Here is a 24,056-nt window from a genome sequence, read left to right as displayed (position 1 = left end):
AAATAAACATAAAAACAAAGCTTTAATAAATCTCTCTCTTTTAATTTCTATTGTCTGTGATTAATCCACAGCTGGTTAAATTTTGTCCAAAGGGTTCTTTAGCGGGGGCGAAGTCCCTATACTTGCCGACTATCCCAATTACCCATCAAAAACAGGCACGAGGTGCGTGGTGGATTTCCCTTCCCGTTTTGAAGTGATCGTCATCGGCGGCGGTCATGCCGGAACCGAGGCTGCGCTTGCATCAGCTCGCATGGGCGTTAAAACCCTGCTGCTGACACATAACGTGGAAACCCTCGGGCAAATGAGCTGTAACCCCGCTATTGGCGGGATCGGCAAGAGCCATCTGGTCAAAGAGATCGATGCCCTTGGCGGTGCCATGGCCATCGCTACCGATAAAGGTGGTATCCAGTTCCGCGTGCTCAACAGCCGCAAAGGCCCGGCCGTACGTGCTACACGTGCCCAGGCTGACCGTGTTCTCTACAAGGCCGCCGTTCGCGAGATCCTCGAGAACCAACCGAACCTGTGGATATTCCAGCAAGCCTGCGATGACCTGATCGTCGAGCAGGACCAGGTGCGGGGTGTTGTCACGCAAATGGGTCTGCGTTTTGTCGCCGATTCCGTGGTGTTGACCACAGGTACCTTCCTCGGTGGACTTATCCACATTGGCTTGCAGAATTACTCGGGCGGACGCGCTGGCGATCCACCTTCGATCGCACTGGCTCATCGCCTGCGTGAGCTGCCGCTGCGAGTCGGTCGTCTGAAAACCGGTACTCCGCCTCGTATCGACGGACGCTCGGTGGATTTCTCGGTAATGACCGAGCAACCAGGCGACACGCCGATTCCGGTGATGTCGTTTATGGGCTCCCAAGAGCAGCACCCCCAGCAGGTCAGTTGCTGGATTACCCACACCAATGCCCGTACCCACGAAATCATCGCCTCGAACCTCGATCGTTCGCCGATGTACTCCGGGGTCATCGAAGGCATTGGCCCGCGTTACTGCCCGTCGATCGAAGACAAGATCCATCGCTTTGCCGACAAGGAAAGCCATCAGGTCTTTATCGAGCCTGAAGGTCTGACGACTCACGAGCTCTATCCCAACGGGATTTCCACCTCGTTGCCGTTCGACGTGCAGTTGCAGATCGTGCGTTCGATTCGCGGTATGGAAAATGCCCATATCGTGCGGCCCGGCTATGCGATCGAGTACGACTACTTCGATCCGCGCGACCTGAAATACAGCCTGGAAACCAAGGTGATTGGCGGCTTGTTCTTCGCTGGCCAGATCAATGGCACTACCGGTTACGAAGAAGCCGGCGCCCAGGGTTTACTCGCCGGAACCAACGCCGCATTACGCGCCCAGGGCAAGGAAAGCTGGTGCCCGCGTCGCGATGAAGCCTACATCGGCGTACTGGTTGACGACCTGATTACCCTGGGTACCCAGGAACCGTACCGGATGTTCACCTCCCGGGCGGAATACCGTCTGATTCTGCGCGAAGACAACGCCGACCTGCGCCTGACCGAGAAAGGTCGTGAGTTGGGTCTGGTGGATGACGCGCGCTGGGCCGCTTTCAGCGAAAAACGTGAAAGCATCGCCCGCGAAGAACAGCGCCTGAAAAGCACCTGGGTACGCCCCGGCACCGAACAAGGCGATGCCATTGCCGAAAAGTTCGGTACGCCGCTGACCCACGAATACAACCTGCTGAACCTGCTGAGCCGTCCGGAAATCGACTACGCTGGTTTGGTTGCCGTGACCGGTGAAGGCGCGAGTGATCCACAAGTCGCCGAACAGGTCGAGATCAAGACCAAGTACGCCGGTTACATTGACCGCCAGCAGGATGAGATCGCCCGTTTGCGCGCCAGTGAAAATACCCGCCTGCCTGTGGATATCGATTACACGACCATTTCCGGCCTGTCGAAAGAGATCCAGAGCAAGCTTGGCGCAACCCGTCCGGAAACACTGGGCCAGGCTTCGCGGATCCCGGGTGTCACACCGGCAGCGATTTCCCTGTTGATGATTCACCTGAAAAAACGCGGCGCGGGCCGTCAGTTGGAGCAAAGCGCTTGAGTTCTATGGTCACCTCGCAACACGCCGAAGAGTTATCCACAGGCGCCCGGGAAATGGGCGTCGAGTTGACCGCCGAGCAGCACAGCCAGTTACTGGCCTATCTCGCGCTGTTGATCAAATGGAACAAGGCTTACAACCTCACGGCGGTGCGCGATCCCGATGAAATGGTCTCGCGCCATTTGCTCGACAGTCTCAGCGTGATGTCCTTCATCGAAAACGGCCGTTGGCTGGATGTTGGCAGCGGTGGTGGCATGCCGGGAATTCCGCTGGCGATCCTGTTTCCCGAATCGCAAGTGACCTGCCTGGACAGCAACGGCAAGAAAACGCGTTTCCTCACGCAGGTCAAACTCGAACTCAAACTGGATAACCTGCAAGTTATCCACAGCCGTGTCGAAGCCTTCCAGCCAGAGCAGCCGTTCACCGGGATCATCTCCCGGGCGTTCAGCAGCATGGAGAACTTCACCAACTGGACGCGCCACCTGGGCGACAGCGATACCCGTTGGCTGGCAATGAAGGGCGTTCATCCCGCCGATGAGCTGGTAGCATTGCCGGCAGACTTCCACCTCGATAGCGAACAGGCCCTGGCCGTACCCGGTTGCCAAGGCCAACGCCATCTGCTGATACTGCGCCGCAGGGCATGATTGGGAACACAAGCAAGAATGGCTAAGGTATTCGCGATTGCGAACCAGAAAGGTGGCGTGGGCAAAACCACCACCTGCATCAACCTCGCAGCATCGCTGGTCGCTACCAAGCGTCGCGTGCTGCTGATCGATCTTGATCCACAGGGCAACGCCACCATGGGTAGCGGTGTGGATAAACACGGCCTGGAAAACTCGGTCTATGACTTGCTGATCGGCGAATGCGATCTGGCCCAGGCCATGCATTTCTCCGAACACGGCGGTTATCAACTGCTGCCGGCCAACCGCGACCTGACCGCGGCCGAAGTCGTTCTGCTGGAAATGCAGATGAAGGAAAGCCGTCTGCGCAGCGCTCTGGCGCCGATTCGGGAAAATTACGACTACATATTGATCGACTGCCCACCGTCGCTGTCGATGCTGACGCTTAATGCTCTGGTTGCCGCCGATGGCGTGATTATCCCCATGCAGTGCGAGTACTTCGCCCTGGAAGGGTTGAGCGACCTTGTGGATAACATCAAGCGTATCGCCGAGTTGCTGAACCCTGAACTCAAGGTCGAAGGCCTGCTGCGAACCATGTACGACCCGCGCTTGAGCCTGATGAACGATGTTTCCGCACAGCTCAAGGAACACTTCGGCGAGCAACTGTACGATACGGTCATTCCGCGCAATATTCGCCTGGCGGAAGCCCCGAGTTATGGCATGCCGGCCCTGGCCTACGACAAACAGTCGCGCGGTGCCCTGGCTTACCTGGCCCTGGCAGGCGAGATGGTTCGCCGGCAACGGAAAAATTCACGCACTGCCGCTGCTCAGGCAACTTAAGGAATCCCCATGGCCGTCAAGAAACGAGGTCTCGGACGTGGACTGGATGCACTGCTGAGCGGTCCTACCGTCAGTTCCCTGGAGGAACAGGCGGTTCAGGCCGATCAGCGCGAGTTGCAGCACCTGCCACTCGACCTGATCCAGCGCGGTAAATATCAGCCCCGCCGGGACATGGACCCGCAGGCGCTGGAAGAACTGGCGAACTCGATCAAGTCCCAGGGCGTGATGCAACCGATCGTGGTCCGCCCGATCGGAGGCGGCCGCTTTGAAATCATCGCCGGTGAACGCCGCTGGCGAGCCAGCCAGCAGGCAGGACGGGAAACCATTCCGGCCATGGTCCGCGATGTGCCGGATGAAGCGGCCATTGCCATGGCTCTGATCGAGAACATTCAGCGCGAAGACCTCAACCCGGTCGAAGAAGCCATGGCCCTGCAGCGCTTGCAGCAGGAGTTCCAGCTGACTCAGCAGCAAGTGGCCGAGGCCGTGGGCAAGTCCCGTGTGACCGTCGCTAATTTGTTGCGCCTGATTGCGTTGCCGGAAGTGATCAAGACCATGCTGTCCCACGGCGACCTGGAAATGGGTCATGCCCGGGCATTGCTCGGTTTGCCGGAAAATCAACAGGTTGAAGGGGCGCGACACGTTGTCGCACGAGGGCTGACCGTACGTCAGACCGAGGCTCTGGTTCGCCAGTGGTTGAGTGGCAAACAGGAGCCCGCGGAGCCGGTCAAAGCCGACCCGGATATTGCCCGTCTCGAGCAGCGCCTGGCCGAGCGCCTGGGCTCTGCGGTGCAGATCCGCCATGGTAAGAAGGGCAAAGGTCAGTTGGTCATCGGCTATAACTCGCTCGACGAATTGCAGGGTGTTCTCGCGCACATCCGCTGAAACAATTCCTCTTGTAGCGTGCAGTCGGAAAACACTACCTAACAGTTGAATAGGGGCTGAACCGCCCCTATACTCTGCGCGCATTTTGTCGGCACAAATTATGCCAAGTTATTGATTTCCGGCAGCCGACCTTTGAGGAGCAAGAGTGATGGAAACCCGCACGCCAAACCGCTTGCCGTTCCATCGCTTGGCGGTTTTTCCGGTGCTTCTGGCTCAATTTGTCATTTTGTTGCTGGCCGCCTTGGCGCTCTGGTACTGGCATGGAGTCGTAGCTGGGTACTCGGGGCTCTGCGGAGGCCTGATAGCCTTGTTACCCAATGTGTATTTCGCTCACAGGGCATTTCGGTTTTCCGGCGCCCGAGCGGCTCAAGCCATCGTCCGGTCTTTTTATGCCGGCGAGGCGGGCAAACTGATTTTGACGGCAGTGCTGTTCGCGCTGACGTTTGCAGGTGTGAAGCCATTGGCGCCGATCGCAGTCTTCGGTGTCTTCGTGCTGACCCAGATGGTCAGCTGGTTCGCTCCCCTGCTAATGAGAACAAGACTTTCGAGACCTTAGGGCGTTTGAGGCAACCATGGCAGCAGAAACCGCTTCGGGCTATATCCAGCACCACTTGCAGAACCTGACTTTCGGTCAGCTACCCAACGGCGGCTGGGGCTTTGCCCACACCGCAGCAGAAGCCAAGGAAATGGGCTTCTGGGCATTCCACGTCGATACCCTCGGCTGGTCTGTCGCATTGGGCCTGATCTTTATCCTGCTTTTCCGCATGGCGGCGAAGAAGGCGACCTCCGGTCAGCCAGGTGCTTTGCAGAACTTCGTTGAAGTATTGGTCGAATTCGTCGATGGCAGCGTGAAAGACAGCTTCCATGGCCGTAGCCCGGTGATTGCACCGCTGGCACTGACCATCTTCGTCTGGGTGTTCTTGATGAACGCCGTCGACCTGATCCCCGTTGACTGGATTCCTCAGTTGGCCATGGCGATCTCCGGCGACCCGCACATCCCATTCCGTGCCGTATCGACCACCGACCCGAACGCAACACTGGGTATGGCTTTGTCGGTCTTCGCACTGATCATCTTCTACAGCATCAAGGTCAAGGGCATCGGCGGCTTTATCGGCGAATTGACCCTGCACCCGTTCGGCAGCAAGAACATTTTCGTTCAAGCCCTGTTGATCCCGGTGAACTTCCTGCTGGAATTCGTCACGCTGATCGCTAAGCCAATCTCTCTGGCACTGCGTCTATTCGGCAACATGTACGCTGGCGAGCTGGTGTTTATCCTGATCGCTGTGATGTTCGGCAGCGGCCTGCTGTGGCTTAGCGGCCTGGGCGTGGTCCTGCAATGGGCGTGGGCAGTGTTCCACATCCTGATCATCACTCTGCAGGCGTTTATCTTCATGATGCTGACCATCGTCTACCTGTCGATGGCGCACGAAGAGAATCATTAAGGCCGGTTTCGACTAGTCTGATGTCCCTCTCGGTCAAACGGGAGGGTGGCCCTCCAGGGCTCTGAAACGATTTGTTTTACCGCTTTAAAATCTAAAAAACCTAAACCATACGACGTAAAAGTCGGGAGGAAAGATGGAAACTGTAGTTGGTCTAACCGCTATCGCTGTTGCACTGTTGATCGGCCTGGGCGCACTGGGTACCGCAATTGGTTTCGGCCTGCTGGGCGGCAAGTTCCTGGAAGGCGCAGCGCGTCAGCCAGAAATGGTCCCAATGCTGCAAGTTAAAATGTTCATCGTCGCCGGTCTGCTCGACGCCGTGACCATGATCGGTGTTGGTATCGCTCTGTTCTTCACCTTCGCGAACCCCTTCGTTGGTCAACTCGCTGGCTAATCACTCGGATGTTTCGAGTTGATTGGTGTGTTGGACAACGAACGAGCGAGGTGTTGGCGTGAACATTAATGCGACCCTGATTGGCCAGTCCGTTGCGTTCCTCATTTTTGTACTGTTTTGCATGAAGTTCGTGTGGCCTCCGGTCATTGCGGCACTGCACGAACGTCAGAAGAAGATCGCGGATGGACTGGACGCTGCCTCCCGAGCAGCTCGTGACCTGGAGTTGGCCCAAGATAAAGTGGGTCAACAACTGCGCGAAGCTAAGGCTCAGGCAGCTGAAATCATTGAGCAAGCCAAGAAACGCGGTACTCAGATCGTCGACGAAGCCCGTGATCAGGCTCGCGTCGAAGCTGAACGTGTGAAGGCTCAGGCTCAGGCCGAGATCGAACAGGAAATCAACAGTGTCAAAGACGCGCTGCGCGCCCAAGTGGGTAGCCTGGCAGTCGGCGGTGCTGAGAAGATCCTGGGTGCCACAATCGATCAAAACGCGCACGCAGAGCTGGTAAACAAACTGGCTGCTGAAATTTAAGCGAGGGCGATCATGGCAGAATTGACCACGTTGGCCCGACCTTACGCTAAGGCCGCCTTCGAGCACGCCCAGGCCCACCAGCAGCTGGCCTCTTGGTCAGCCATGCTCGGCCTGGCTGCAGCGGTGTCACAAGATGACACCATGCAGCGCGTGCTCACGGCCCCGCGACTGACGAGCGCAGAAAAGGCCACCACTTTTATTGAAGTGTGTGGCGACAAGTTCGATGCTCAGGCACAGAATTTCATCCACGTTGTTGCTGAAAACGACCGTCTCCTGCTTCTGCCGGAGATCGCCGCTCTATTCGACCTGTACAAGGCCGAACAAGAGAAATCGGTAGATGTGGATGTCACCAGTGCTTTTGCATTGAACCAAGAACAGCAAGACAAACTCGCCAAGGTTCTCAGTGCACGGCTCGGCCGGGAAGTGCGACTGCACGCTGCGGAGGATGCCTCTCTCATAGGGGGTGTCGTAATCCGCGCCGGCGACCTGGTAATCGATGGCTCAGTGCGTGGCAAACTCGCGCAACTGGCCGAAGCATTGAAATCTTGAGTTTGAAGGGGCAGCAGAGCAATGCAGCAACTCAATCCTTCCGAAATAAGTGAAATTATCAAGGGCCGCATCGAAAAACTCGATGTGACCTCCCAAGCCCGTAACGAAGGCACTGTCGTCAGCGTATCTGACGGCATCGTGCGGATTCACGGTCTGGCCGACGTTATGTACGGCGAGATGATCGAGTTTCCGGGCGGCGTCTACGGTATGGCCCTCAACCTCGAGCAAGACTCTGTAGGTGCCGTTGTACTGGGCGCATACACCAGCCTTGCCGAAGGCATGAGCGCCAAGTGCACTGGCCGCATCCTGGAAGTTCCAGTTGGTAAGGAACTGCTGGGTCGCGTAGTCGACGCACTGGGTAACCCAGTTGATGGCAAAGGTCCACTGAACAACACCGAGACCGATGCGGTCGAGAAAGTTGCTCCAGGCGTGATCTGGCGTAAGTCGGTAGACCAGCCTGTACAGACTGGCTATAAGGCTGTCGATGCCATGATCCCCGTCGGCCGTGGCCAGCGTGAGCTGATCATCGGTGACCGTCAGATCGGTAAAACCGCTCTGGCGATCGACGCGATCATCAACCAGAAAGACAGCGGCATTTTCTGCGTCTACGTTGCCATTGGTCAGAAGCAATCGACCATCGCCAACGTGGTTCGCAAGCTGGAAGAAAACGGCGCCTTGGCCAACACGATCATCGTGGCTGCCAGTGCTTCGGAATCTCCTGCGCTGCAGTTCCTGGCACCGTACTCCGGTTGCACCATGGGCGAATTCTTCCGTGACCGCGGTGAAGACGCGCTGATCGTTTATGACGATCTGTCCAAGCAAGCAGTGGCTTACCGCCAGATTTCCCTGCTGCTGCGCCGTCCACCAGGCCGTGAAGCTTACCCAGGCGACGTGTTCTATCTCCACTCCCGTCTGCTGGAGCGCGCATCCCGCGTTTCGGAAGAGTACGTAGAGAAGTTCACCAACGGTGCAGTGACCGGCAAAACCGGCTCCCTGACCGCTCTGCCGATCATCGAAACCCAGGCTGGCGACGTTTCCGCGTTCGTTCCGACCAACGTGATTTCCATCACTGACGGTCAGATCTTCCTGGAATCGGCGATGTTCAACTCCGGGATCCGTCCTGCAGTGAACGCCGGTGTTTCGGTATCCCGTGTAGGTGGTGCTGCTCAGACCAAGATCATCAAGAAGCTGTCCGGTGGTATCCGTACCGCTCTGGCTCAGTACCGTGAACTGGCGGCATTCGCTCAGTTCGCTTCTGACCTGGACGAAGCGACCCGTAAGCAACTTGAGCATGGTCAGCGCGTTACCGAACTGATGAAGCAGAAGCAATACGCGCCAATGTCGATCGCTGACATGTCGCTGTCGCTGTATGCCGCAGAGCGTGGGTTCCTGACTGACGTCGAAATCACCAAGGTCGGCAGCTTTGAACAAGCGCTGATTGCTTACTTCAACCGCGATCTCGCCGATTTGATGGCCAAGATCAACGTGAAGGGTGACTTCAATGACGAAATCGACGCTGGCCTCAAAGCCGGTATCGAGAAGTTCAAGGCCACCCAAACCTGGTAAGCCGCAGCGGGGGCCGAGAGGCTCCCGCTTGCTAACCTGATAGGTGTTACATGGCAGGCGCAAAAGAGATTCGCAGTAAGATTGCGAGCATCAAAAGCACGCAAAAAATTACCAGCGCCATGGAAAAAGTGGCGGTCAGCAAAATGCGCAAGGCACAAATGCGCATGGCTGCTAGCCGTCCCTATGCGGAGCATATCCGCCAGGTAATTGGGCATCTGGCCAACGCCAACCCGGAATACCGCCACCCGTTCATGATCGACCGTGCTGTCAAGCGCGCCGGTTATGTCGTCGTGAGCAGTGACCGTGGTCTGTGTGGTGGCTTGAATACCAACCTGTTCAAGGCCCTGGTCAAGGACATGGCGGTAAACCGCGAAAACGGCGTCGAGATTGATCTGTGCGTGGTCGGCAGCAAAGGCGCGGCGTTTTTCCGCAACTTCGGCGGTAACGTCATCGCTGCTATCAGCCACCTGGGTGAAGAGCCGTCGATCAATGATCTGATCGGTAGCGTCAAGGTCATGCTGGATGCTTACTTGGACGGCCGTATCGATCGCCTGTCCGTGGTATCCAACAAGTTCATCAACACCATGACGCAACAGCCTACCGTGGAGCAGTTGATTCCATTGGTGGCGACCCCGGATCAGAAGCTCAAGCACCACTGGGACTACCTCTACGAACCAGACGCCAAAGAGCTGCTTGACGGCCTGATGGTGCGCTACGTGGAGTCGCAGGTCTACCAGGCGGTGGTCGAGAACAACGCGGCTGAACAAGCTGCGCGGATGATCGCGATGAAGAACGCTACCGACAACGCCGGTGATTTGATCAGCGATTTGCAGCTGATCTACAACAAGGCGCGTCAGGCTGCGATCACCCAAGAGATCTCGGAAATCGTCGGCGGCGCTGCCGCGGTTTAACGGTTCAAATATTCAGAGGATCCAGCTATGAGTAGCGGACGTATCGTTCAAATCATCGGCGCCGTTATCGACGTGGAATTTCCACGCGACAGCGTACCGAGCATCTACAACGCGCTGAAAGTTCAAGGCGCGGAAACTACCCTGGAAGTTCAGCAGCAGCTGGGCGACGGCGTAGTTCGTACCATTGCGATGGGTTCGACCGAAGGCCTGAAACGCGGCCTGAACGTTACCGACACCGGTGCAGCCATCTCCGTACCGGTCGGTAAAGCGACCCTGGGCCGGATCATGGACGTTCTGGGCAACCCGATCGACGAAGCCGGTCCGATTGCTACCGACGAGCGCTGGGGTATTCACCGCGCCGCTCCTTCCTTCGCGGACCAGGCAGGCGGCAACGACCTGCTGGAAACCGGCATCAAGGTTATCGACCTGGTTTGCCCGTTCGCCAAGGGCGGTAAAGTCGGTCTGTTCGGTGGTGCCGGTGTAGGCAAAACCGTAAACATGATGGAACTGATCCGTAACATCGCCATCGAGCACAGCGGTTATTCCGTGTTCGCCGGTGTGGGTGAGCGTACTCGTGAGGGTAACGACTTCTACCACGAGATGAAGGACTCCAACGTTCTGGACAAAGTGGCACTGGTTTACGGTCAGATGAACGAGCCGCCGGGTAACCGTCTGCGCGTAGCACTGACCGGCCTGACCATGGCCGAGAAGTTCCGTGACGAAGGTAACGACGTTCTGCTGTTCGTCGACAACATCTATCGTTACACCCTGGCCGGTACCGAAGTATCCGCACTGCTGGGCCGTATGCCTTCGGCAGTAGGTTACCAGCCGACCCTGGCTGAAGAGATGGGCGTGCTGCAAGAGCGCATCACTTCGACCAAGGAAGGTTCGATCACCTCGATCCAAGCGGTATACGTACCTGCGGATGACTTGACCGACCCGTCGCCAGCGACCACCTTCGCCCACTTGGACGCCACCGTCGTACTGTCCCGTGACATCGCTTCCCTGGGTATCTACCCAGCGGTCGATCCACTGGACTCGACTTCGCGCCAGCTGGATCCGAACGTGATCGGCCAGGACCACTACGACACCGCTCGCGGCGTCCAGTACGTTCTGCAGCGTTACAAGGAACTGAAGGACATCATCGCGATCCTGGGTATGGACGAGCTGTCGGAAACCGACAAGCAGTTGGTATCCCGCGCTCGTAAGATCCAGCGTTTCCTGTCGCAGCCGTTCTTCGTGGCTGAAGTCTTCACCGGTGCATCGGGTAAATACGTTTCCCTGAAAGACACCATTGCTGGCTTCAAAGGCATCCTCAACGGTGACTACGACCACCTGCCAGAACAAGCGTTCTACATGGTCGGCGGCATCGAAGAAGCGATCGAGAAAGCCAAGAAACTGTAATCCCGGCGCCCCGCAAGGGGCGCTTATCAGGTTGAGGCAAGCAAATGGCTATGACCGTCCATTGCGATATCGTCAGCGCGGAAGGGCAAATCTTTTCCGGTCTGGTCGAGATGGTGATTGCACACGGTGAACTGGGAGATCTGGGTATCGCTCTCGGCCACGCTCCGTTGATCACCAATTTGAAACCGGGTCCTATCCGCTTGATCAAGCAGGGTGGGGAAGCCGAGGTGTTTTACATCTCGGGCGGTTTCCTCGAGGTTCAGCCGAACATGGTCAAGGTTCTCGCCGACACCGTGCAGCGCGCTGTCGACCTCGATGAAGCCTCCGCTCAGAATGCCGTCAAGGCAGCTGAGAAGGCCCTGCACGAGAAAGGCGCAGACTTCGACTATAGTGCTGCCGCCTCTCGCCTGGCTGAGGCGACTGCCCAGCTGCGCACTGTTCAGCAGGTCCGCAAGAAGTTTGGCGGCTAAGCCGGCAACTTGTTGTGCGATTGAGTAAAAGGGTAGCCTCGGCTACCCTTTTTCTTTTTCTGCAATTCACTTCCAGGTCACAACCGCTGACCCTCCAGGATTGGTAGCCAGTCATGTCTCTCGATATCGTTATTCTCGCCGCGGGCCAAGGCACGCGGATGCGCTCGGCCCTGCCGAAGGTGCTTCACCCGGTTGCCGGCAACTCCATGCTGGGACATGTTATCCACAGCGCCCGGCAACTCGATCCACAGGGCATCCATGTGGTCATCGGCCATGGTGCCGAAGCGGTTCGCGAGCGCCTGGCGGCTGACGATCTGAATTTCGTGTTGCAGGACAAGCAACTGGGTACCGGGCATGCCGTGGCCCAGGCTGTTCCGGCGCTGACTGCCGATACGGTACTGGTCCTTTATGGCGATGTACCGTTGATCCAGGTCGATACCTTGCAGCGCCTGCTCAAGCACGCCGCGGCCGATCGATTGGCCCTGCTGACAGTTGAACTGGCCGACCCGACCGGGTACGGGCGGATCGTGCGCGATGAGGCTGGCAAGGTCTGTGCGATCGTCGAGCAGAAGGACGCCAACGAGATCCAGCGGGCAATTACCGAGGGCAATACCGGCATTCTGGCGCTCCCGGCCGCCCGCCTGGGTGACTGGATGAGCCGCCTCTCGAACAACAACGCCCAAGGTGAGTACTACCTGACGGACGTGATCGCCATGGCGGTCCAAGACGGCCTAGTTGTCGAGACCGAACAGCCTGACGATGCGATGGAAGTGCAGGGCGCTAATGATCGTAAACAATTGGCCGAACTGGAGCGTCACTATCAGTTGCGCGCGGCGCGCCAGTTGATGGCTCAGGGTGTGACCCTGCGCGATCCGGCCCGTTTCGATGTGCGTGGCGACGTGACCGTGGGTCGCGATGTGCTGATTGATATCAACGTGATTCTCGAGGGCCGGGTAGTCATCGAGGACGATGTGGTGATCGGACCCAACTGCGTGATCAAGGACAGCACCCTACGCAAGGGGGTCGTGATCAAGGCCAACAGCCATATCGACGGTGCAACACTGGGTGAGGGCAGCGACGCCGGCCCATTCGCGCGCTTGCGTCCGGGAACCGTGCTGGAGGCGCGGGCCCATGTGGGTAACTTTGTCGAACTGAAGAACGCCCATTTGGGCGAGGGTGCCAAAGCTGGCCACCTGACCTATCTGGGTGATGCCGAGATTGGTGCGCGGAGCAATATCGGCGCCGGCACCATCACGTGCAATTACGATGGGGCGAACAAATTCAGGACCCTGATCGGCGAGGATGTCTTTATTGGCTCCAACAATTCGCTGGTCGCACCTGTGGATATCTCAGCCGGGGCCACGACTGCCGCGGGTTCGACGATCAACCAGGATATTCCGCCCGCCCAGTTGGGCGTGGCTCGCGCGCGCCAGCGCAATATCGAAGGCTGGAAGCGACCGGTGAAACTCAAGAAGGACTGAGTTAGTTATCCACAGACGGGTTTATCGCGGGCCAGTTCGCTTCTCCAGGTAGAGCAGATCAACCGAAAGATGGCTTGATCGCTCGCGATAAACTTATCCACAGAGGCTTTTTCTTCGCTGTACGCTTGACGATCTTTCGACTTTAGGTTTTGATTGCTTCCGTTATCTTTCGAATCGAAACTTATTTCCCATGTCGAAGCGCAATACTCCCCAACGTCGACACAATATCCTCGCCTTGCTCAATGAGCAGGGCGAAGTCAGTGTGGATGAGCTGGCCAAGCGCTTCGAAACGTCTGAAGTGACGATTCGCAAGGACCTGGCGGCCCTGGAGAGCAATGGTCTGTTACTGCGCCGCTATGGCGGAGCAATCACCTTGCCCCAGGAATTGGTCAGCGACCTCGCCCAACCGGTGTCCCGGTATAAGCAGGCGATCGCTCGCGCGGCGGTGCAACGTATCCGTGAACACGCGCGCATTATTATCGACAGTGGTAGCACTACGGCCGCAATGATCCCCGAACTGGGCCTGCAACCCGGCCTGGTGGTGATGACCAACTCGCTGCATGTCGCCAATGCCCTGAGTGAACTGGAGCACGAACCGGTGCTGCTGATGACGGGCGGTACCTGGGATCCGCATTCCGAGTCCTTTCAAGGCCAAGTCGCGGAACAGGTGCTACGTTCTTACGACTTCGACCAGCTTTTTATCGGTGCCGATGGCATCGACCTGCAGCGCGGCACTACAACCTTCAATGAGCTGTTGGGCTTGAGCCGGGTCATGGCCCAGGTCTCCCGCGAAGTGGTGGTCATGGTCGAGGCTGACAAGATCGGCCGCAAGATTCCCAATCTGGAACTGCCCTGGAGCAGTGTCCATACCCTTATTACCGATGATCGCCTGCCGCTGGAGGCACGCGAACAGATTCAGGCCCTTGGCATCACCCTGGTGTGTGCCACTGTCAGCTAGGAGAGAAAGCATGTGTGGAATTGTTGGTGCCGTTGCCGAGCGTAATATCACGGCCATCCTGCTCGAAGGGCTCAAGCGTCTCGAGTACCGCGGGTATGACAGCGCCGGTGTTGCGGTCTTCACCAACGCCGGCAAGCTGGAGCGCATGCGCCGCGCCGGCAAGGTCAGCGAATTGGACCAGGCGTTGGCCGGTGAGCCGCTGGTCGGGCGGCTGGGCATTGCCCATACCCGCTGGGCTACCCATGGTGCGCCGTGCGAGCGTAACGCCCACCCGCATTTCTCCGGCGACCTGGCGGTGGTGCACAACGGCATTATCGAAAATCACGAAGCCCTGCGTGCGCAGCTCAAGGCCCAGGGCTATGTCTTCACCTCGGATACCGACACCGAAGTCATCGCCCACCTGCTCAACCACAAGCTCAAGGACCTGAATGACCTGACCGCCGCCCTCAAGGCCACGGTCAAGGAGCTGCATGGTGCCTATGGCCTGGCGGTGGTCAGTGCCAAGCAGCCGGATCGCCTGGTCGCCGCACGCAGTGGCAGCCCGTTGGTGATTGGCCTGGGGTTGGGGGAAAACTTCCTCGCTTCCGATCAGTTGGCCCTGCGCCAGGTGACTGACCGCTTCATGTATCTGGAAGAAGGCGATATCGCGGAAATTCGTCGCGACAATGTGCAAATCTGGAATATCGACGGTCTGCCGGTCGAGCGTGAAGTCGTGCAATACCGCGACGGTGCGGAAGCGGCCGAGAAGGGCGAGTTCCGCCACTTCATGCTCAAGGAAATCCACGAGCAGCCACTGGTGGTACAGCGTACGCTGGAAAACCGTCTGGGCGATGACCATGTGCTGGTCCAGGCATTTGGCCCACAGGCGGCGGAACTGTTTGCCAAGGTTCGCAATGTGCAGATCGTGGCCTGCGGCACCAGTTACCACGCCGGTATGGTTGCCCGCTACTGGCTCGAAGGGCTGGCGGGTATTCCATGCCAGGTCGAGGTGGCCAGCGAGTTCCGCTACCGCAAGGTCGTGGTCCAGCCGGATACCTTATTTGTCTCCATTTCCCAGTCCGGTGAGACCGCCGACACCCTGGCGGCTTTGCGCAACGCCAAGGAGCTGGGTTTCCTGGGCAGCCTGGCCATTTGCAACGTCGGGATCAGTTCGCTGGTTCGTGAGTCCGATTTGACCCTGCTGACCCAGGCCGGCCGGGAAATCGGTGTGGCATCGACCAAGGCGTTCACGACGCAGTTGGTGGGCCTGCTGCTGCTGACCCTGTCGCTGGGCCAAGTCCGTGGGACGCTGGAAGCCGGCGTCGAAGCGGAGCTGGTCGCGGAACTGCGCCGGCTGCCAACCCGCCTGGGTGAGGCACTGGCCATGGACAGCACAGTGGAAAAGGTCGCCCAGTTGTTCGCGGAGAAGAATCACACGCTGTTCCTGGGGCGTGGCGCGCAGTTTCCGGTGGCGATGGAAGGGGCACTCAAGCTCAAGGAAATCTCTTATATCCACGCCGAAGCCTATCCGGCCGGCGAGCTGAAGCACGGCCCGTTGGCGCTGGTCGATGGGGATATGCCTGTGGTGACGGTAGCGCCCAACAACGAGCTGCTGGAGAAACTCAAATCCAACCTGCAGGAAGTCCGCGCACGCGGCGGCGAGCTGATTGTGTTTGCCGACGAGCAGGCTGGAATGAGCGATGGCGAAGGCACCCATGTGATCAACATGCCGCATATCCACGACACCCTGTCGCCGATTCTCTACACCATCCCGCTGCAGTTGCTCTCCTATTACGTTGCGGTGCTCAAGGGCACGGACGTCGATCAGCCGCGCAATCTGGCCAAGTCGGTGACGGTGGAGTGAATGGGCTGATTTGCGCTCGAATCTGTGTTTTTAAAGAATAAAGGTTGTCACAAAAAAATAAAGGTTGTCACAAGTTAAGAAAGGTTGTCACAAGGCTCTGTCACGGCCCGTTTGTCGGGGCAGAGCCTTGTCCATGGATATAGGATCACAATCCCTTCTGCACCACAGTGACTGCTGTCCTGGCTGAGCCCGCTCTTGAATTTCTCCGCGCCACGACCTGTGTCGTTCCGATCCGATCGAGCGGGTCACTCAACGATGAGCGACTCGTGAAATGACATCTGTACCCACTGAACCGGTGAATCCAGCTAGCTCGAAGCTAATGACTCAGCGGAAAATTGATAGAAGAATACAATCGGGTCGCGGATCTGGCGTTAGAGAGTCCTATGAGCCTTGGATCAAGATTTGGGATATCCAGTCGAGCGGGGTGTCGCATCTTGTACCGGGTGTGAAATTTCATCGCAGTCATCATTTGCTATCCAACGCTGAGCGCGACTATCACCTGATCCTTGAGCATGATCCTTCCATCATCGACATTCGTGAGCAGTTCCCGCTCCTAACGCAAGCTGAGACTCAAGCGATCGCGTCAAGCCTGAATTACCGTCATCCTGTGTATCCAGGTACTCAAGTCCCAGTGGTTATGACCACTGACTTCCTCATAACTTTCATAGATTCGAAGGGCGAAGCAACCTTGGCCGCGCGCTCTGTGAAATACCGTAAGGAGTTCGAGGATGCCAGCCTCAAGGAGCAGAATCGGATGGCGGAAAAGCTTGAGATCGAAGCTAAATATTGGGCTATGAGAAAGGTAGAATGGAAACTGGTTCTCCATGAAAATCTCTCGCAAGTTAAAATAGCAAATCTTGTCATACTTAGAACTTACGCGGTCATCCATCCTTCGTTGCCGACGGAGAATAATATAAATAATCTGCTCGAATTTATAGCGGGATGTAAGACTAGTGAATTGCCACTAAAGGCACTGCTGCAAAAAGCCTCGAGGGTAATTTTTATAGAATATATTGGTGTTAAACGCCTCTTCCACCATCTTCTTTGGACGGGCAGACTGGGGGCGAGTCTAAGCGCTAAGGTAATAAGCTTATCTGAACCTTTGCATGTTTGGATTGCTGAGCCATCCTTTTCCAGCACATCAGAAATCGAGGTGCCTCGTCATGCTTAGTCTGGGAGTTAACTGCATCGTTTCTCCGGGTGAGGGATCTGAGCTGCTGAAGAAACCGGTCAGAGTTTTAGCTATAAAGGATGAGTTTGTCTTAGTCATTGAACTCGGTACAAGTCCGACGAAGCCATGGCGGGTTGGAAGCTCACTATTGATCGAAGAGATCAATAACGGAGCGGCGGTGATCAACCCTGAAATGGTACCTATGCACTTGCTTCGAAGTGACGACGAGATCAGTGAGAATGAAAAAGACAGCCGAGATAGGAACTGGGAGCTGGTACGTGGTTTGGTGGAGAATCATGGCCCCCTCGATATCTTGACGTCTAACTTTGGTTCCCTTGTTGCTAATCACGCAATGGTAGTGGGAGTTGACCGGAAGCAAATTTATCGACTTCTCTATCGGTATTGGAGCATGGGGCAGACACGAAACGCATTTTTGTGGAATACCAGCACGTGTGGAGGCCGTGGAAAGAAAAAAAGTCGGGCCTCAGGCATTGTTCCTGGCCGACCGCTTAAATATCGTGGCGTAGTTGTGGATGACGGTGGCGCAATTCTGCTCGAGTCACGGCACATCTCGCATATTCGCTTGGCCTATGGGCGCTTTGCCAGTGGCAGGTGTGGCAAGCTAAAGAAAGCCTATGATTGGATGCTCAATAAGTTTTATCGGTCGATCAAGTCCGACGGTTCAAAAGGTAACCTGGTTCGAGGTAGCTACCCGTCCATCAATCAACTGGAGTACCATGGAAAACTTTTCTTTGATGAACTCTATAGGTTGAAGAAGAGCGGCGGCGCAATCCGCTATAATAAAGACCATCGTGCGCTAGTTGGATCTGCCTCTCAAGGGTTAGTCGGTGCAAGTCATCGGTACGAAATCGATTCGACGATTGCTGATGTTTATTTGGTACATCGAGTCAATCGGTTATGGTTGATCGGCAGGCCAGTGCTGTATGTGTTGGTTGATACGTTCACCAGAATGATCGTAGGTATTCATGTCGGGCTTGAAGGGCCCAGTTGGAATGGTGCTCGACATGCCATTTATAATGCTTGCACGCCGAAGAAGGAGTTTTGCAAGCGTTATAATATTGAGATCGATGAGGTTGACTGGCCATGTTCTCATCTACCGGTTGAAATCGTCGCAGATCGCGCTGAACTTCTCAGTGAAGCTGGGGAGACGATGACAAAGACTCTTGGTACAGCCTTGAAGATTTTGCCACCGTTTCGGCCTGACTGGAAAAGTATCATTGAAAGCCGTTTCCGACTGCTCAACGAAAAGCTGGATTTGAAATTTGTCCCTGGCGGCGTAGATGCTCGGAAAATGGAGCGTGGTGATCGTGACTACCAGCTCGACGCAATTTTCGATATCGATGAGTTTACTGAGATGGTAATCCTCGGTGTTTTGGCTCACAACAAGAGCCTTCGAGTTCCTCATCTTCTGAACCGTGAGATGATCGCGGCAGAAGTGGAGCCCACGCCTATGGCCATGTGGAAGTGGTCTATGGCAAACAATCTCCTGAATTCGAAATTCGTATCACCAGCGGAGCTGAAGATTGCATTGTTACCCTCGCAGGTGTGTCGAATTGGTCGAGGAGGTATAAATTTCCAAGGTGTGCAGTACACCTGTGAAACCGCCATTCGTTCGGAATGGTTGGAGCGCTCTCACAACTTTAAAACGAGGTACGTTAGGGTTTTCTACGATCCAAACTCTATTGAGAACTGCTGGATGAAATCTGAGGCGGGTTTCGAGCCGTTGACCATTGTACCGCAGCAGCGGGTTAAGTACGGTGGGCTTCGTATGGAGGAGGTCCTCGATATTATCAAGATTTTGAATCAGGTCGCCCCAGATGCCCGGTACGAGGATGCCAATACTGGAGCGCTTCTTCAAGGCCGCCAGGAGGAGATTCTTCATCGAGCGCAAGCCAAACGCCAGGGGCAGGGAGATCCGAAATCTGACGCTGAGTTCAAGCGGGACAAGCGTTCGAAACGTGCCGTTGAAACCCAGACTGAGCGCGACTTGCATACCGCTGACCTAAATCAGCTTCGCCTTGTGGATAACTCGCCAGCCGCGGAGGAGACTTATACACCTGTAACCGTGAAACCTGTCTCGGGTCGGAGCGCCGCCTTCCTGAAATTGGTGATCAACGCGGGTAACGAGGCTAGTCATGAGTGATTCCAGTTTTGCGCCAGCAGATTACAACCCGACTGGCATGCCTCAATACGACGGTAACCCACTGATTGAGTGTCTCCCGAAGATTCTTTCGGATGTTGATGTAGTCAGGCGCATTGGGAGCGCCCCGCCCCGGCCTGACAACGTGGAGCGGGCCTTGGACCCGAAATTACGTGGTCATGGCATCAACAGGCTGAAGGATGTCGTTGTACCTTTTGAAATCCACCTCAGGCTTGAGGACCTGTTCAGTCAATTGATTCGGTACGGATACACCGGGCGCAATCCATTGCATGCGTCATCCGTTAGGCATCGCTTGCCCTCTTCTGCGGAGATCAAGGGGCACGGGTTTATGTCCACCGCTGAAACGTTGACACTGATCGGGTTGAGCGGCATGGGTAAAACGACTGCGCTGAACTCCATTGCCAAGCTTTATCCACAGGTGATCAGTCACAGTAAGTATAAAGAGCAGATCTTCATTGAGACGCAGGTGGTCTGGCTCAAGATCGATTGTCCGCACGATGGCTCGTTGCGAGGTTTTTGTACCGCATTCTTCTCTTCATTGGATGAAGCATTAGGCATAAAAAAGTACTCAGGCAGAGCTGCTACTGGCCGCAGCATCAGCGTGATGCTTCAAAATATCAGTCAGTTGTGCAAAACCTATTTCATCGGAGCTCTCATAATTGATGAGATGCAGCACCTCTGCTCATCCCGAGGCGGGCAAGACCGCGAAAAGCTTCTCAACTTTTTTGTGCAGCTGTCGAATGACGCCGGCATCCCGCTGATCTACGTTGGCACAAATGCCATGCTTCCGCTGTTTTCTGGTGTTTTGCGAAATGCTCGGCGTGCGGCAGGAATGGGGCCTATCACTTTTGACAGGTTTACCGAAGATGATCCGTTTTGGGCGCATCTGGTTTCACTGCTCTGGGCATACGACTGGACCAAAACCCCCACTCCGTTGACGGGTGAGATCCTTTCCAAAATATATGACCTCACTCAAGGAAACACGGATTTCCTGGCCAAACTTCTAATGCTGGCTCAGCGGCACGCAATCTGGGAGGGCATCGACTCGATTACACCGGCGGTTCTGCAGCAGGTGTACGACAGTCAGATGAGGCTCCTTCATAAGGCCATCGAGGCTCTACGAAGCGGGGATCCGCTGCAAATTGCTGACTTCGAAGACATGATGCCCACGAAGGACCAGGTCGCCAAGATGATGAATTACGATTTGGCGCGGCGTGCAGACAGGGCGAATCTCTCTTTAATTACCCAGGCCGCGATAGTGACACCTGTCGAGCACAGTGAAAGGGCAGCCGCAAAGCCTATTAGTAAACCGGTGGTTCCGGTTGCCAACGAGTCAGCACCAACTGCCCATTTCTCCGAAGGCGATGATGTGCAGACCCAGCTCGAGCAGAGAGGCTGGGTAGATAAGGACTCTGCTTGGTGACATGAACCGCGGGAGATCAGGTCAATGGATCGCTTGCATTGGTTTCCTCAGCCGTTCCCTGATGAGTCTCTCTACAGCCTGGCGGTCCGTTATCATAGGCTGTCGTCGAACGACAGCTATCGCCGGACAAGCCAGGAGTTGTTCGGCGCGTATTCCAGAACCTGTGGCTCTATCCTGCCGTGCTGCTTGGGTGCTCTGTCGCAACGGTTAGCATCAGCTTATTCGGTAGAGCATTTGATCGATCGCTTTACCCTTTTGCCTCTGTACGAACCTTTTTTGAATGACACGAAGAGCAAAGCCGCGCGTATCGCCATGACTGGTACCGACGGCACGGGCCTGAAAATGAGCCTGGGTCTCACAGCCTCAGGCTTCCTCAAGCACGCGTCGTTCAGGTACTGCGAGAGGTGTGTTGAAGAAGATATTCAAAACTGCGGCTCGGCCTACTGGCATCGTATTCACCAAGCAATGGGTACTTGCATCTGCCCGCTCCATGGAGAGGTGCTCTGCGGGACGATGTTTCCGGATGGAACTGACTGGCGTTGCATGCTGTTTCCGGCGGAGGCAGCGGGGTCGCCAGTGATGCGGGCTCCTGACTCTTCAGCTGCTGTGATAGGTGAAATGCAGTTTTGGGGACTTGAGCACCCAGCGGATGTACAAAATCTGCTGACCGGAAACTTCCTTCAGCATCGTCTGGATGAGATGGGGTTTCTTAAGGCTGGTCGGGTGAGGGAACAGGTATTAAGGAGCTTCCTGACGCCGCGTCTTCTCTGTAGCCCTCGCGCTAATGAGTTCCAGGAGCTCAGTTGCTCTTGGGACTGGGTGTTGGGCGTCGTGCGTCCACGCGGGGCGGTCGTACAGCCATTAAAATTCTACTTTCTTTGCTGGCTCCTTGAGGCAGACCTTGAGCACCTCAAATCCTTTCACCCGCGAGCTGATGCTCGCAGCGGTGAAGCGGCTAGGGGCAACGATACTAGGCCCCTCATAGAGGACGGCGAAATTGAGGCACGCCGCGAAGCTTTCTCGAGCAGCAAGAACGCGAAATGCCATGATAAGCCGGGCTATCAGTGGCTTTACCGCCATGATAAGGAGTGGTTAGCGCAGTATGTGTCTGCCCATCCTTTCATAAGGGTAAGGAGGGGGTTGGTCGATTGGCATGCGAGAGACGCAGCGCTTGCTCAAGATCTGCTAATCGCCAGGGACCAGATTCTGTCTACGCAGGGCAAACCGAAAAAGGTGACCCGCGCCGCGTTAAGCAGGAAGGTCGCTCGTAGCCATGATTTTTTGAGGGTACCTGATAAGTTCCCAATAAGTACTTTGTTGATGAAAGATATTCTCGAATCTGATCATGACCATCAAGTTCGTAAAATCAGATGGGCGGTGAGACATTATCTTCTATCTGAGCGAAGTGCTATAAGTGTTGTGTACCGGCTTGCTGGGATTCGGCTGTCTCATGTAACTGATGAGGAGGTACTAGGTATTCTATCTACTGTATGATATTTGCGTTTGATGAAGTCAGACCGAATAAGTTCATTAACTTCGTTTTGCAACTGAGTGCACGCGGCACTGTTTGTTAGCAAGTCTAGGTATCTGGCAGCGGTGCGACAGCCTAGGAAGGCTTGAATTACGAAGTTGTAATCAGTCGCCCCCTTTGAATAGGGATTTATAGTTTTTGTGCCGAGCTCACGCACTATAATTTCAGACACGTATCCATAATTGCCGTATATTTCATCGAAATAATTTTTGTATAAGCTTTTGGTCACTATCCATTCAGCGTTGTGCGTTTTAGCTGGAGGGCCTTTGTAGTTCAGAAGTTCTGCGATAAATATTGAATACAGATGGTTCGGTGATTTCCATTGACGTGTCGGGTTTTTGTATTTTTGACTGCATATTCCTAGTTGGGTTATTTTATGCTTATTAATGGGGGTTGAACATGCGGGGCAGATAGTTATGAGGTCAGAACCATGGATGCTACAAACCTTAACATAAGACTGTACATGGCTTCGATGTACGTACGCTGTGCCGTGATTCTCAAAGTCCTCGAATGCGCATTCGGGGCAAATTTTTTTCCAATAAGCGGGGGTTACTATTGTTTGGTTTGTAGGTCGGCCTAGCGCTGCGGTGAGAGGGTACAGGGTGTGGTTGTGCAAAACCTCTTCCGTGATTTTTCGTTCAGTAAATAAGGAGGGAAATTTAAAAATTGCGTACCCCCTAATTTCCGCTTTTCCCCCAATTCCTTTGCGTCCGTAACCTGTTCTTGGTATCGGTCTTATCCGGAAATCCTCATGTGGCAGGGTTCGGATACCGAGCATCTCGTTTCCCCGCTGCAGTGCCGACGCCACATATTCTCCAGGTAATGGTGTGAAAATCTTCATTGCTATAGCATCCTCATTTTTGGAGAGAACCACTGCATGCCGAATCCCCCTCGCAATCACCATTTCGTTCCACAACACTTTCTCAAGGCTTGGCAATACGCTCCTGGGAGAGTCTTCCGCTACCGCCGACTGCCTTCGAATGGTGCGCTGGAAATCAAGCCGGTTGCTATAAAACATACTGCTTCGATTGAGGACTTGTACCGTATCGACTTTCCCGATGGGGGATTTGAGGTCGAATCCAGCCATATTACCCCGATGATTGATGAAGCGGGCCATAAGATCATCGAAAAGGCACGTAGCAGTAGAGTTCAGGGTTGGAACCATCTGGACCGCCGACAACTGGCGAACACCCTGACGTTTCTGGAGGCTCGCCATCCCGACATTCTAAAAGCCATGGATATCCGCTCGGAACTCGATCTTATTAGGCAAAATATGAAGGATGAGCAGATCTCATCACATACTTCGATCAATGAAGTGGTTGACTATTTTAAATCAAGCAAGTCCCTCGGTGCGATGTCGTTAGTCCTATTCGCCCAGAACGAGATTTCGCCGTTTATTGACGAGGCATTTTCAGATGGACTCTTGAAGGCAACCATGCGGGAGTACAATTGGGAACAACCGGGCTTGCTCGCATCTGATTACCCCGCATCTCGCTGGGGAGACTATTTGAGGGACCTGTTGTTCATCATCGCCATCTCGCCAGGTAAAGCTTTAGTATTCTCCAATAACCCCAACGTTGTCGTCTATGATCATCTCAAGCCGCACGTACGTGCTCGGCTGATCAATCTGTATTCCTTGGCGAAGGCGCGCACGGCTTATTACTTCGACGAGACTCAGGGCGAGTTTGTCAGCGCTCATCTCGGCTGGGCTCTAAACCGCTCCACTCTTTCAAAGCAGCGCGACTACGTCAAAGATTTTTTACTCGCCGAGAATGCTTGGGACCTCTAGCATTTTTCCAGATGG

General features: G+C 55.4%; 21 protein-coding genes. All 21 read left to right on the top strand.

Annotated elements, in window-relative coordinates; translation table 11 throughout:
- Positions 1 to 169 precede the first annotated feature (169 nt).
- The 21 genes from mnmG to NPS46_RS10980 all read left to right on the top strand — a co-directional run bounded on the left by mnmG (position 170) and on the right by NPS46_RS10980 (position 24,041).
- A complete protein-coding gene (gene mnmG, locus NPS46_RS11080) occupies positions 170 to 2,062 on the top strand; it encodes a tRNA uridine-5-carboxymethylaminomethyl(34) synthesis enzyme MnmG (protein WP_274107007.1) in 1,893 nt (630 codons plus the stop codon).
- Between the two features lie 5 nt (positions 2,063 to 2,067).
- Positions 2,068 to 2,703 (top strand): 16S rRNA (guanine(527)-N(7))-methyltransferase RsmG, encoded by a 636-nt coding sequence (gene rsmG / locus NPS46_RS11075; protein WP_274107130.1) that lies wholly within the window; start codon positions 2,068 to 2,070, stop codon positions 2,701 to 2,703.
- 18 nt (positions 2,704 to 2,721) lie between these two features.
- Complete coding sequence (locus NPS46_RS11070; protein ID WP_274107005.1) at positions 2,722 to 3,519, top strand: ParA family protein; 798 nt, start codon at positions 2,722 to 2,724, stop codon at positions 3,517 to 3,519.
- A gap of 9 nt (positions 3,520 to 3,528) precedes the next feature.
- Entirely contained in the window at positions 3,529 to 4,401 is an 873-nt protein-coding gene (locus tag NPS46_RS11065; protein ID WP_274107003.1) for a ParB/RepB/Spo0J family partition protein, read from the top strand.
- Between the two features lie 148 nt (positions 4,402 to 4,549).
- Positions 4,550 to 4,957 carry a F0F1 ATP synthase subunit I gene (locus tag NPS46_RS11060; RefSeq protein ID WP_274107001.1) on the top strand — a complete coding sequence of 136 codons (408 nt, stop codon included), beginning with the start codon at positions 4,550 to 4,552 and terminating at the stop codon, positions 4,955 to 4,957.
- A gap of 16 nt (positions 4,958 to 4,973) precedes the next feature.
- Positions 4,974 to 5,843, top strand: a complete 870-nt coding sequence (gene atpB / locus NPS46_RS11055; protein WP_274106999.1) for a F0F1 ATP synthase subunit A — start codon at positions 4,974 to 4,976, stop codon at positions 5,841 to 5,843.
- Positions 5,844 to 5,976: 133 nt separating this feature from the next.
- Positions 5,977 to 6,234, top strand: coding sequence for a F0F1 ATP synthase subunit C (atpE, locus tag NPS46_RS11050; protein WP_002555987.1), 258 nt, complete (start codon positions 5,977 to 5,979; stop codon positions 6,232 to 6,234).
- A 58-nt stretch (positions 6,235 to 6,292) separates the two neighbouring features.
- Positions 6,293 to 6,763 carry a F0F1 ATP synthase subunit B gene (locus NPS46_RS11045; protein ID WP_274106997.1) on the top strand — a complete coding sequence of 157 codons (471 nt, stop codon included), beginning with the start codon at positions 6,293 to 6,295 and terminating at the stop codon, positions 6,761 to 6,763.
- Between the two features lie 12 nt (positions 6,764 to 6,775).
- Entirely contained in the window at positions 6,776 to 7,312 is a 537-nt protein-coding gene (locus NPS46_RS11040) for a F0F1 ATP synthase subunit delta (protein WP_274106995.1), read from the top strand.
- A 21-nt stretch (positions 7,313 to 7,333) separates the two neighbouring features.
- Positions 7,334 to 8,878, top strand: coding sequence for a F0F1 ATP synthase subunit alpha (gene atpA, locus NPS46_RS11035; protein ID WP_274106993.1), 1,545 nt, complete (start codon positions 7,334 to 7,336; stop codon positions 8,876 to 8,878).
- 50 nt (positions 8,879 to 8,928) lie between these two features.
- Positions 8,929 to 9,789 (top strand): F0F1 ATP synthase subunit gamma, encoded by an 861-nt coding sequence (gene atpG, locus NPS46_RS11030; protein ID WP_274106991.1) that lies wholly within the window; start codon positions 8,929 to 8,931, stop codon positions 9,787 to 9,789.
- A gap of 27 nt (positions 9,790 to 9,816) precedes the next feature.
- The gene (gene atpD / locus NPS46_RS11025) at positions 9,817 to 11,193 is read left to right on the top strand and encodes a F0F1 ATP synthase subunit beta (RefSeq protein ID WP_274106989.1); all 1,377 of its coding nucleotides are present in this window, start codon (positions 9,817 to 9,819) and stop codon (positions 11,191 to 11,193) included.
- Between the two features lie 44 nt (positions 11,194 to 11,237).
- Complete coding sequence (locus tag NPS46_RS11020) at positions 11,238 to 11,663, top strand: F0F1 ATP synthase subunit epsilon (RefSeq protein ID WP_274106987.1); 426 nt, start codon at positions 11,238 to 11,240, stop codon at positions 11,661 to 11,663.
- A gap of 113 nt (positions 11,664 to 11,776) precedes the next feature.
- Positions 11,777 to 13,144, top strand: a complete 1,368-nt coding sequence (gene glmU / locus NPS46_RS11015; protein WP_274106985.1) for a bifunctional UDP-N-acetylglucosamine diphosphorylase/glucosamine-1-phosphate N-acetyltransferase GlmU — start codon at positions 11,777 to 11,779, stop codon at positions 13,142 to 13,144.
- Between the two features lie 190 nt (positions 13,145 to 13,334).
- Complete coding sequence (locus NPS46_RS11010) at positions 13,335 to 14,102, top strand: DeoR/GlpR family DNA-binding transcription regulator (protein WP_274106983.1); 768 nt, start codon at positions 13,335 to 13,337, stop codon at positions 14,100 to 14,102.
- A 10-nt stretch (positions 14,103 to 14,112) separates the two neighbouring features.
- Positions 14,113 to 15,945, top strand: coding sequence for a glutamine--fructose-6-phosphate transaminase (isomerizing) (gene glmS, locus NPS46_RS11005; protein WP_274106981.1), 1,833 nt, complete (start codon positions 14,113 to 14,115; stop codon positions 15,943 to 15,945).
- 271 nt (positions 15,946 to 16,216) lie between these two features.
- Positions 16,217 to 17,116, top strand: a complete 900-nt coding sequence (locus tag NPS46_RS11000; protein WP_012316941.1) for a TnsA endonuclease N-terminal domain-containing protein — start codon at positions 16,217 to 16,219, stop codon at positions 17,114 to 17,116.
- Positions 17,109 to 19,280, top strand: coding sequence for a Mu transposase C-terminal domain-containing protein (locus NPS46_RS10995; protein ID WP_012316940.1), 2,172 nt, complete (start codon positions 17,109 to 17,111; stop codon positions 19,278 to 19,280). The genes NPS46_RS11000 and NPS46_RS10995 overlap by 8 nt, the downstream gene beginning before the upstream one ends.
- Complete coding sequence (locus NPS46_RS10990; protein ID WP_016489904.1) at positions 19,273 to 20,721, top strand: ATP-binding protein; 1,449 nt, start codon at positions 19,273 to 19,275, stop codon at positions 20,719 to 20,721. The genes NPS46_RS10995 and NPS46_RS10990 overlap by 8 nt, the downstream gene beginning before the upstream one ends.
- 24 nt (positions 20,722 to 20,745) lie before the next feature.
- Positions 20,746 to 22,215 carry a TnsD family Tn7-like transposition protein gene (locus NPS46_RS10985; protein WP_012316938.1) on the top strand — a complete coding sequence of 490 codons (1,470 nt, stop codon included), beginning with the start codon at positions 20,746 to 20,748 and terminating at the stop codon, positions 22,213 to 22,215.
- Positions 22,216 to 23,129: 914 nt separating this feature from the next.
- Complete coding sequence (locus NPS46_RS10980; protein WP_016489903.1) at positions 23,130 to 24,041, top strand: DUF4238 domain-containing protein; 912 nt, start codon at positions 23,130 to 23,132, stop codon at positions 24,039 to 24,041.
- Positions 24,042 to 24,056 lie beyond the last annotated feature (15 nt).

It is taken from the genome of Pseudomonas putida (genome assembly GCF_028682395.1).
In the GTDB taxonomy this organism is placed as follows: Bacteria; Pseudomonadota; Gammaproteobacteria; order Pseudomonadales; family Pseudomonadaceae; genus Aquipseudomonas; species Aquipseudomonas putida_AB.
The sequence above is the reverse complement of the archived record's forward strand: the minus strand, read 5'-3'. Positions and strand labels throughout refer to the sequence as shown.

Coding starts and splice junctions, on each gene's coding strand:
- rsmG (WP_274107130.1), top strand. CDS start 2,068: ATGGTCACCTCGCAACACGCCGAAGAGTTATCCACAGGCGCCCGGGAA.
- atpB (WP_274106999.1), top strand. CDS start 4,974: ATGGCAGCAGAAACCGCTTCGGGCTATATCCAGCACCACTTGCAGAAC.
- NPS46_RS10990 (WP_016489904.1), top strand. CDS start 19,273: ATGAGTGATTCCAGTTTTGCGCCAGCAGATTACAACCCGACTGGCATG.
- NPS46_RS11000 (WP_012316941.1), top strand. CDS start 16,217: ATGACATCTGTACCCACTGAACCGGTGAATCCAGCTAGCTCGAAGCTA.
- NPS46_RS11020 (WP_274106987.1), top strand. CDS start 11,238: ATGGCTATGACCGTCCATTGCGATATCGTCAGCGCGGAAGGGCAAATC.
- NPS46_RS10980 (WP_016489903.1), top strand. CDS start 23,130: ATGCCGAATCCCCCTCGCAATCACCATTTCGTTCCACAACACTTTCTC.
- glmS (WP_274106981.1), top strand. CDS start 14,113: ATGTGTGGAATTGTTGGTGCCGTTGCCGAGCGTAATATCACGGCCATC.
- atpA (WP_274106993.1), top strand. CDS start 7,334: ATGCAGCAACTCAATCCTTCCGAAATAAGTGAAATTATCAAGGGCCGC.
- NPS46_RS11010 (WP_274106983.1), top strand. CDS start 13,335: ATGTCGAAGCGCAATACTCCCCAACGTCGACACAATATCCTCGCCTTG.
- atpG (WP_274106991.1), top strand. CDS start 8,929: ATGGCAGGCGCAAAAGAGATTCGCAGTAAGATTGCGAGCATCAAAAGC.
- glmU (WP_274106985.1), top strand. CDS start 11,777: ATGTCTCTCGATATCGTTATTCTCGCCGCGGGCCAAGGCACGCGGATG.
- NPS46_RS10995 (WP_012316940.1), top strand. CDS start 17,109: ATGCTTAGTCTGGGAGTTAACTGCATCGTTTCTCCGGGTGAGGGATCT.
- NPS46_RS11070 (WP_274107005.1), top strand. CDS start 2,722: ATGGCTAAGGTATTCGCGATTGCGAACCAGAAAGGTGGCGTGGGCAAA.
- NPS46_RS10985 (WP_012316938.1), top strand. CDS start 20,746: ATGGATCGCTTGCATTGGTTTCCTCAGCCGTTCCCTGATGAGTCTCTC.
- NPS46_RS11060 (WP_274107001.1), top strand. CDS start 4,550: ATGGAAACCCGCACGCCAAACCGCTTGCCGTTCCATCGCTTGGCGGTT.
- atpE (WP_002555987.1), top strand. CDS start 5,977: ATGGAAACTGTAGTTGGTCTAACCGCTATCGCTGTTGCACTGTTGATC.
- NPS46_RS11065 (WP_274107003.1), top strand. CDS start 3,529: ATGGCCGTCAAGAAACGAGGTCTCGGACGTGGACTGGATGCACTGCTG.
- atpD (WP_274106989.1), top strand. CDS start 9,817: ATGAGTAGCGGACGTATCGTTCAAATCATCGGCGCCGTTATCGACGTG.
- NPS46_RS11040 (WP_274106995.1), top strand. CDS start 6,776: ATGGCAGAATTGACCACGTTGGCCCGACCTTACGCTAAGGCCGCCTTC.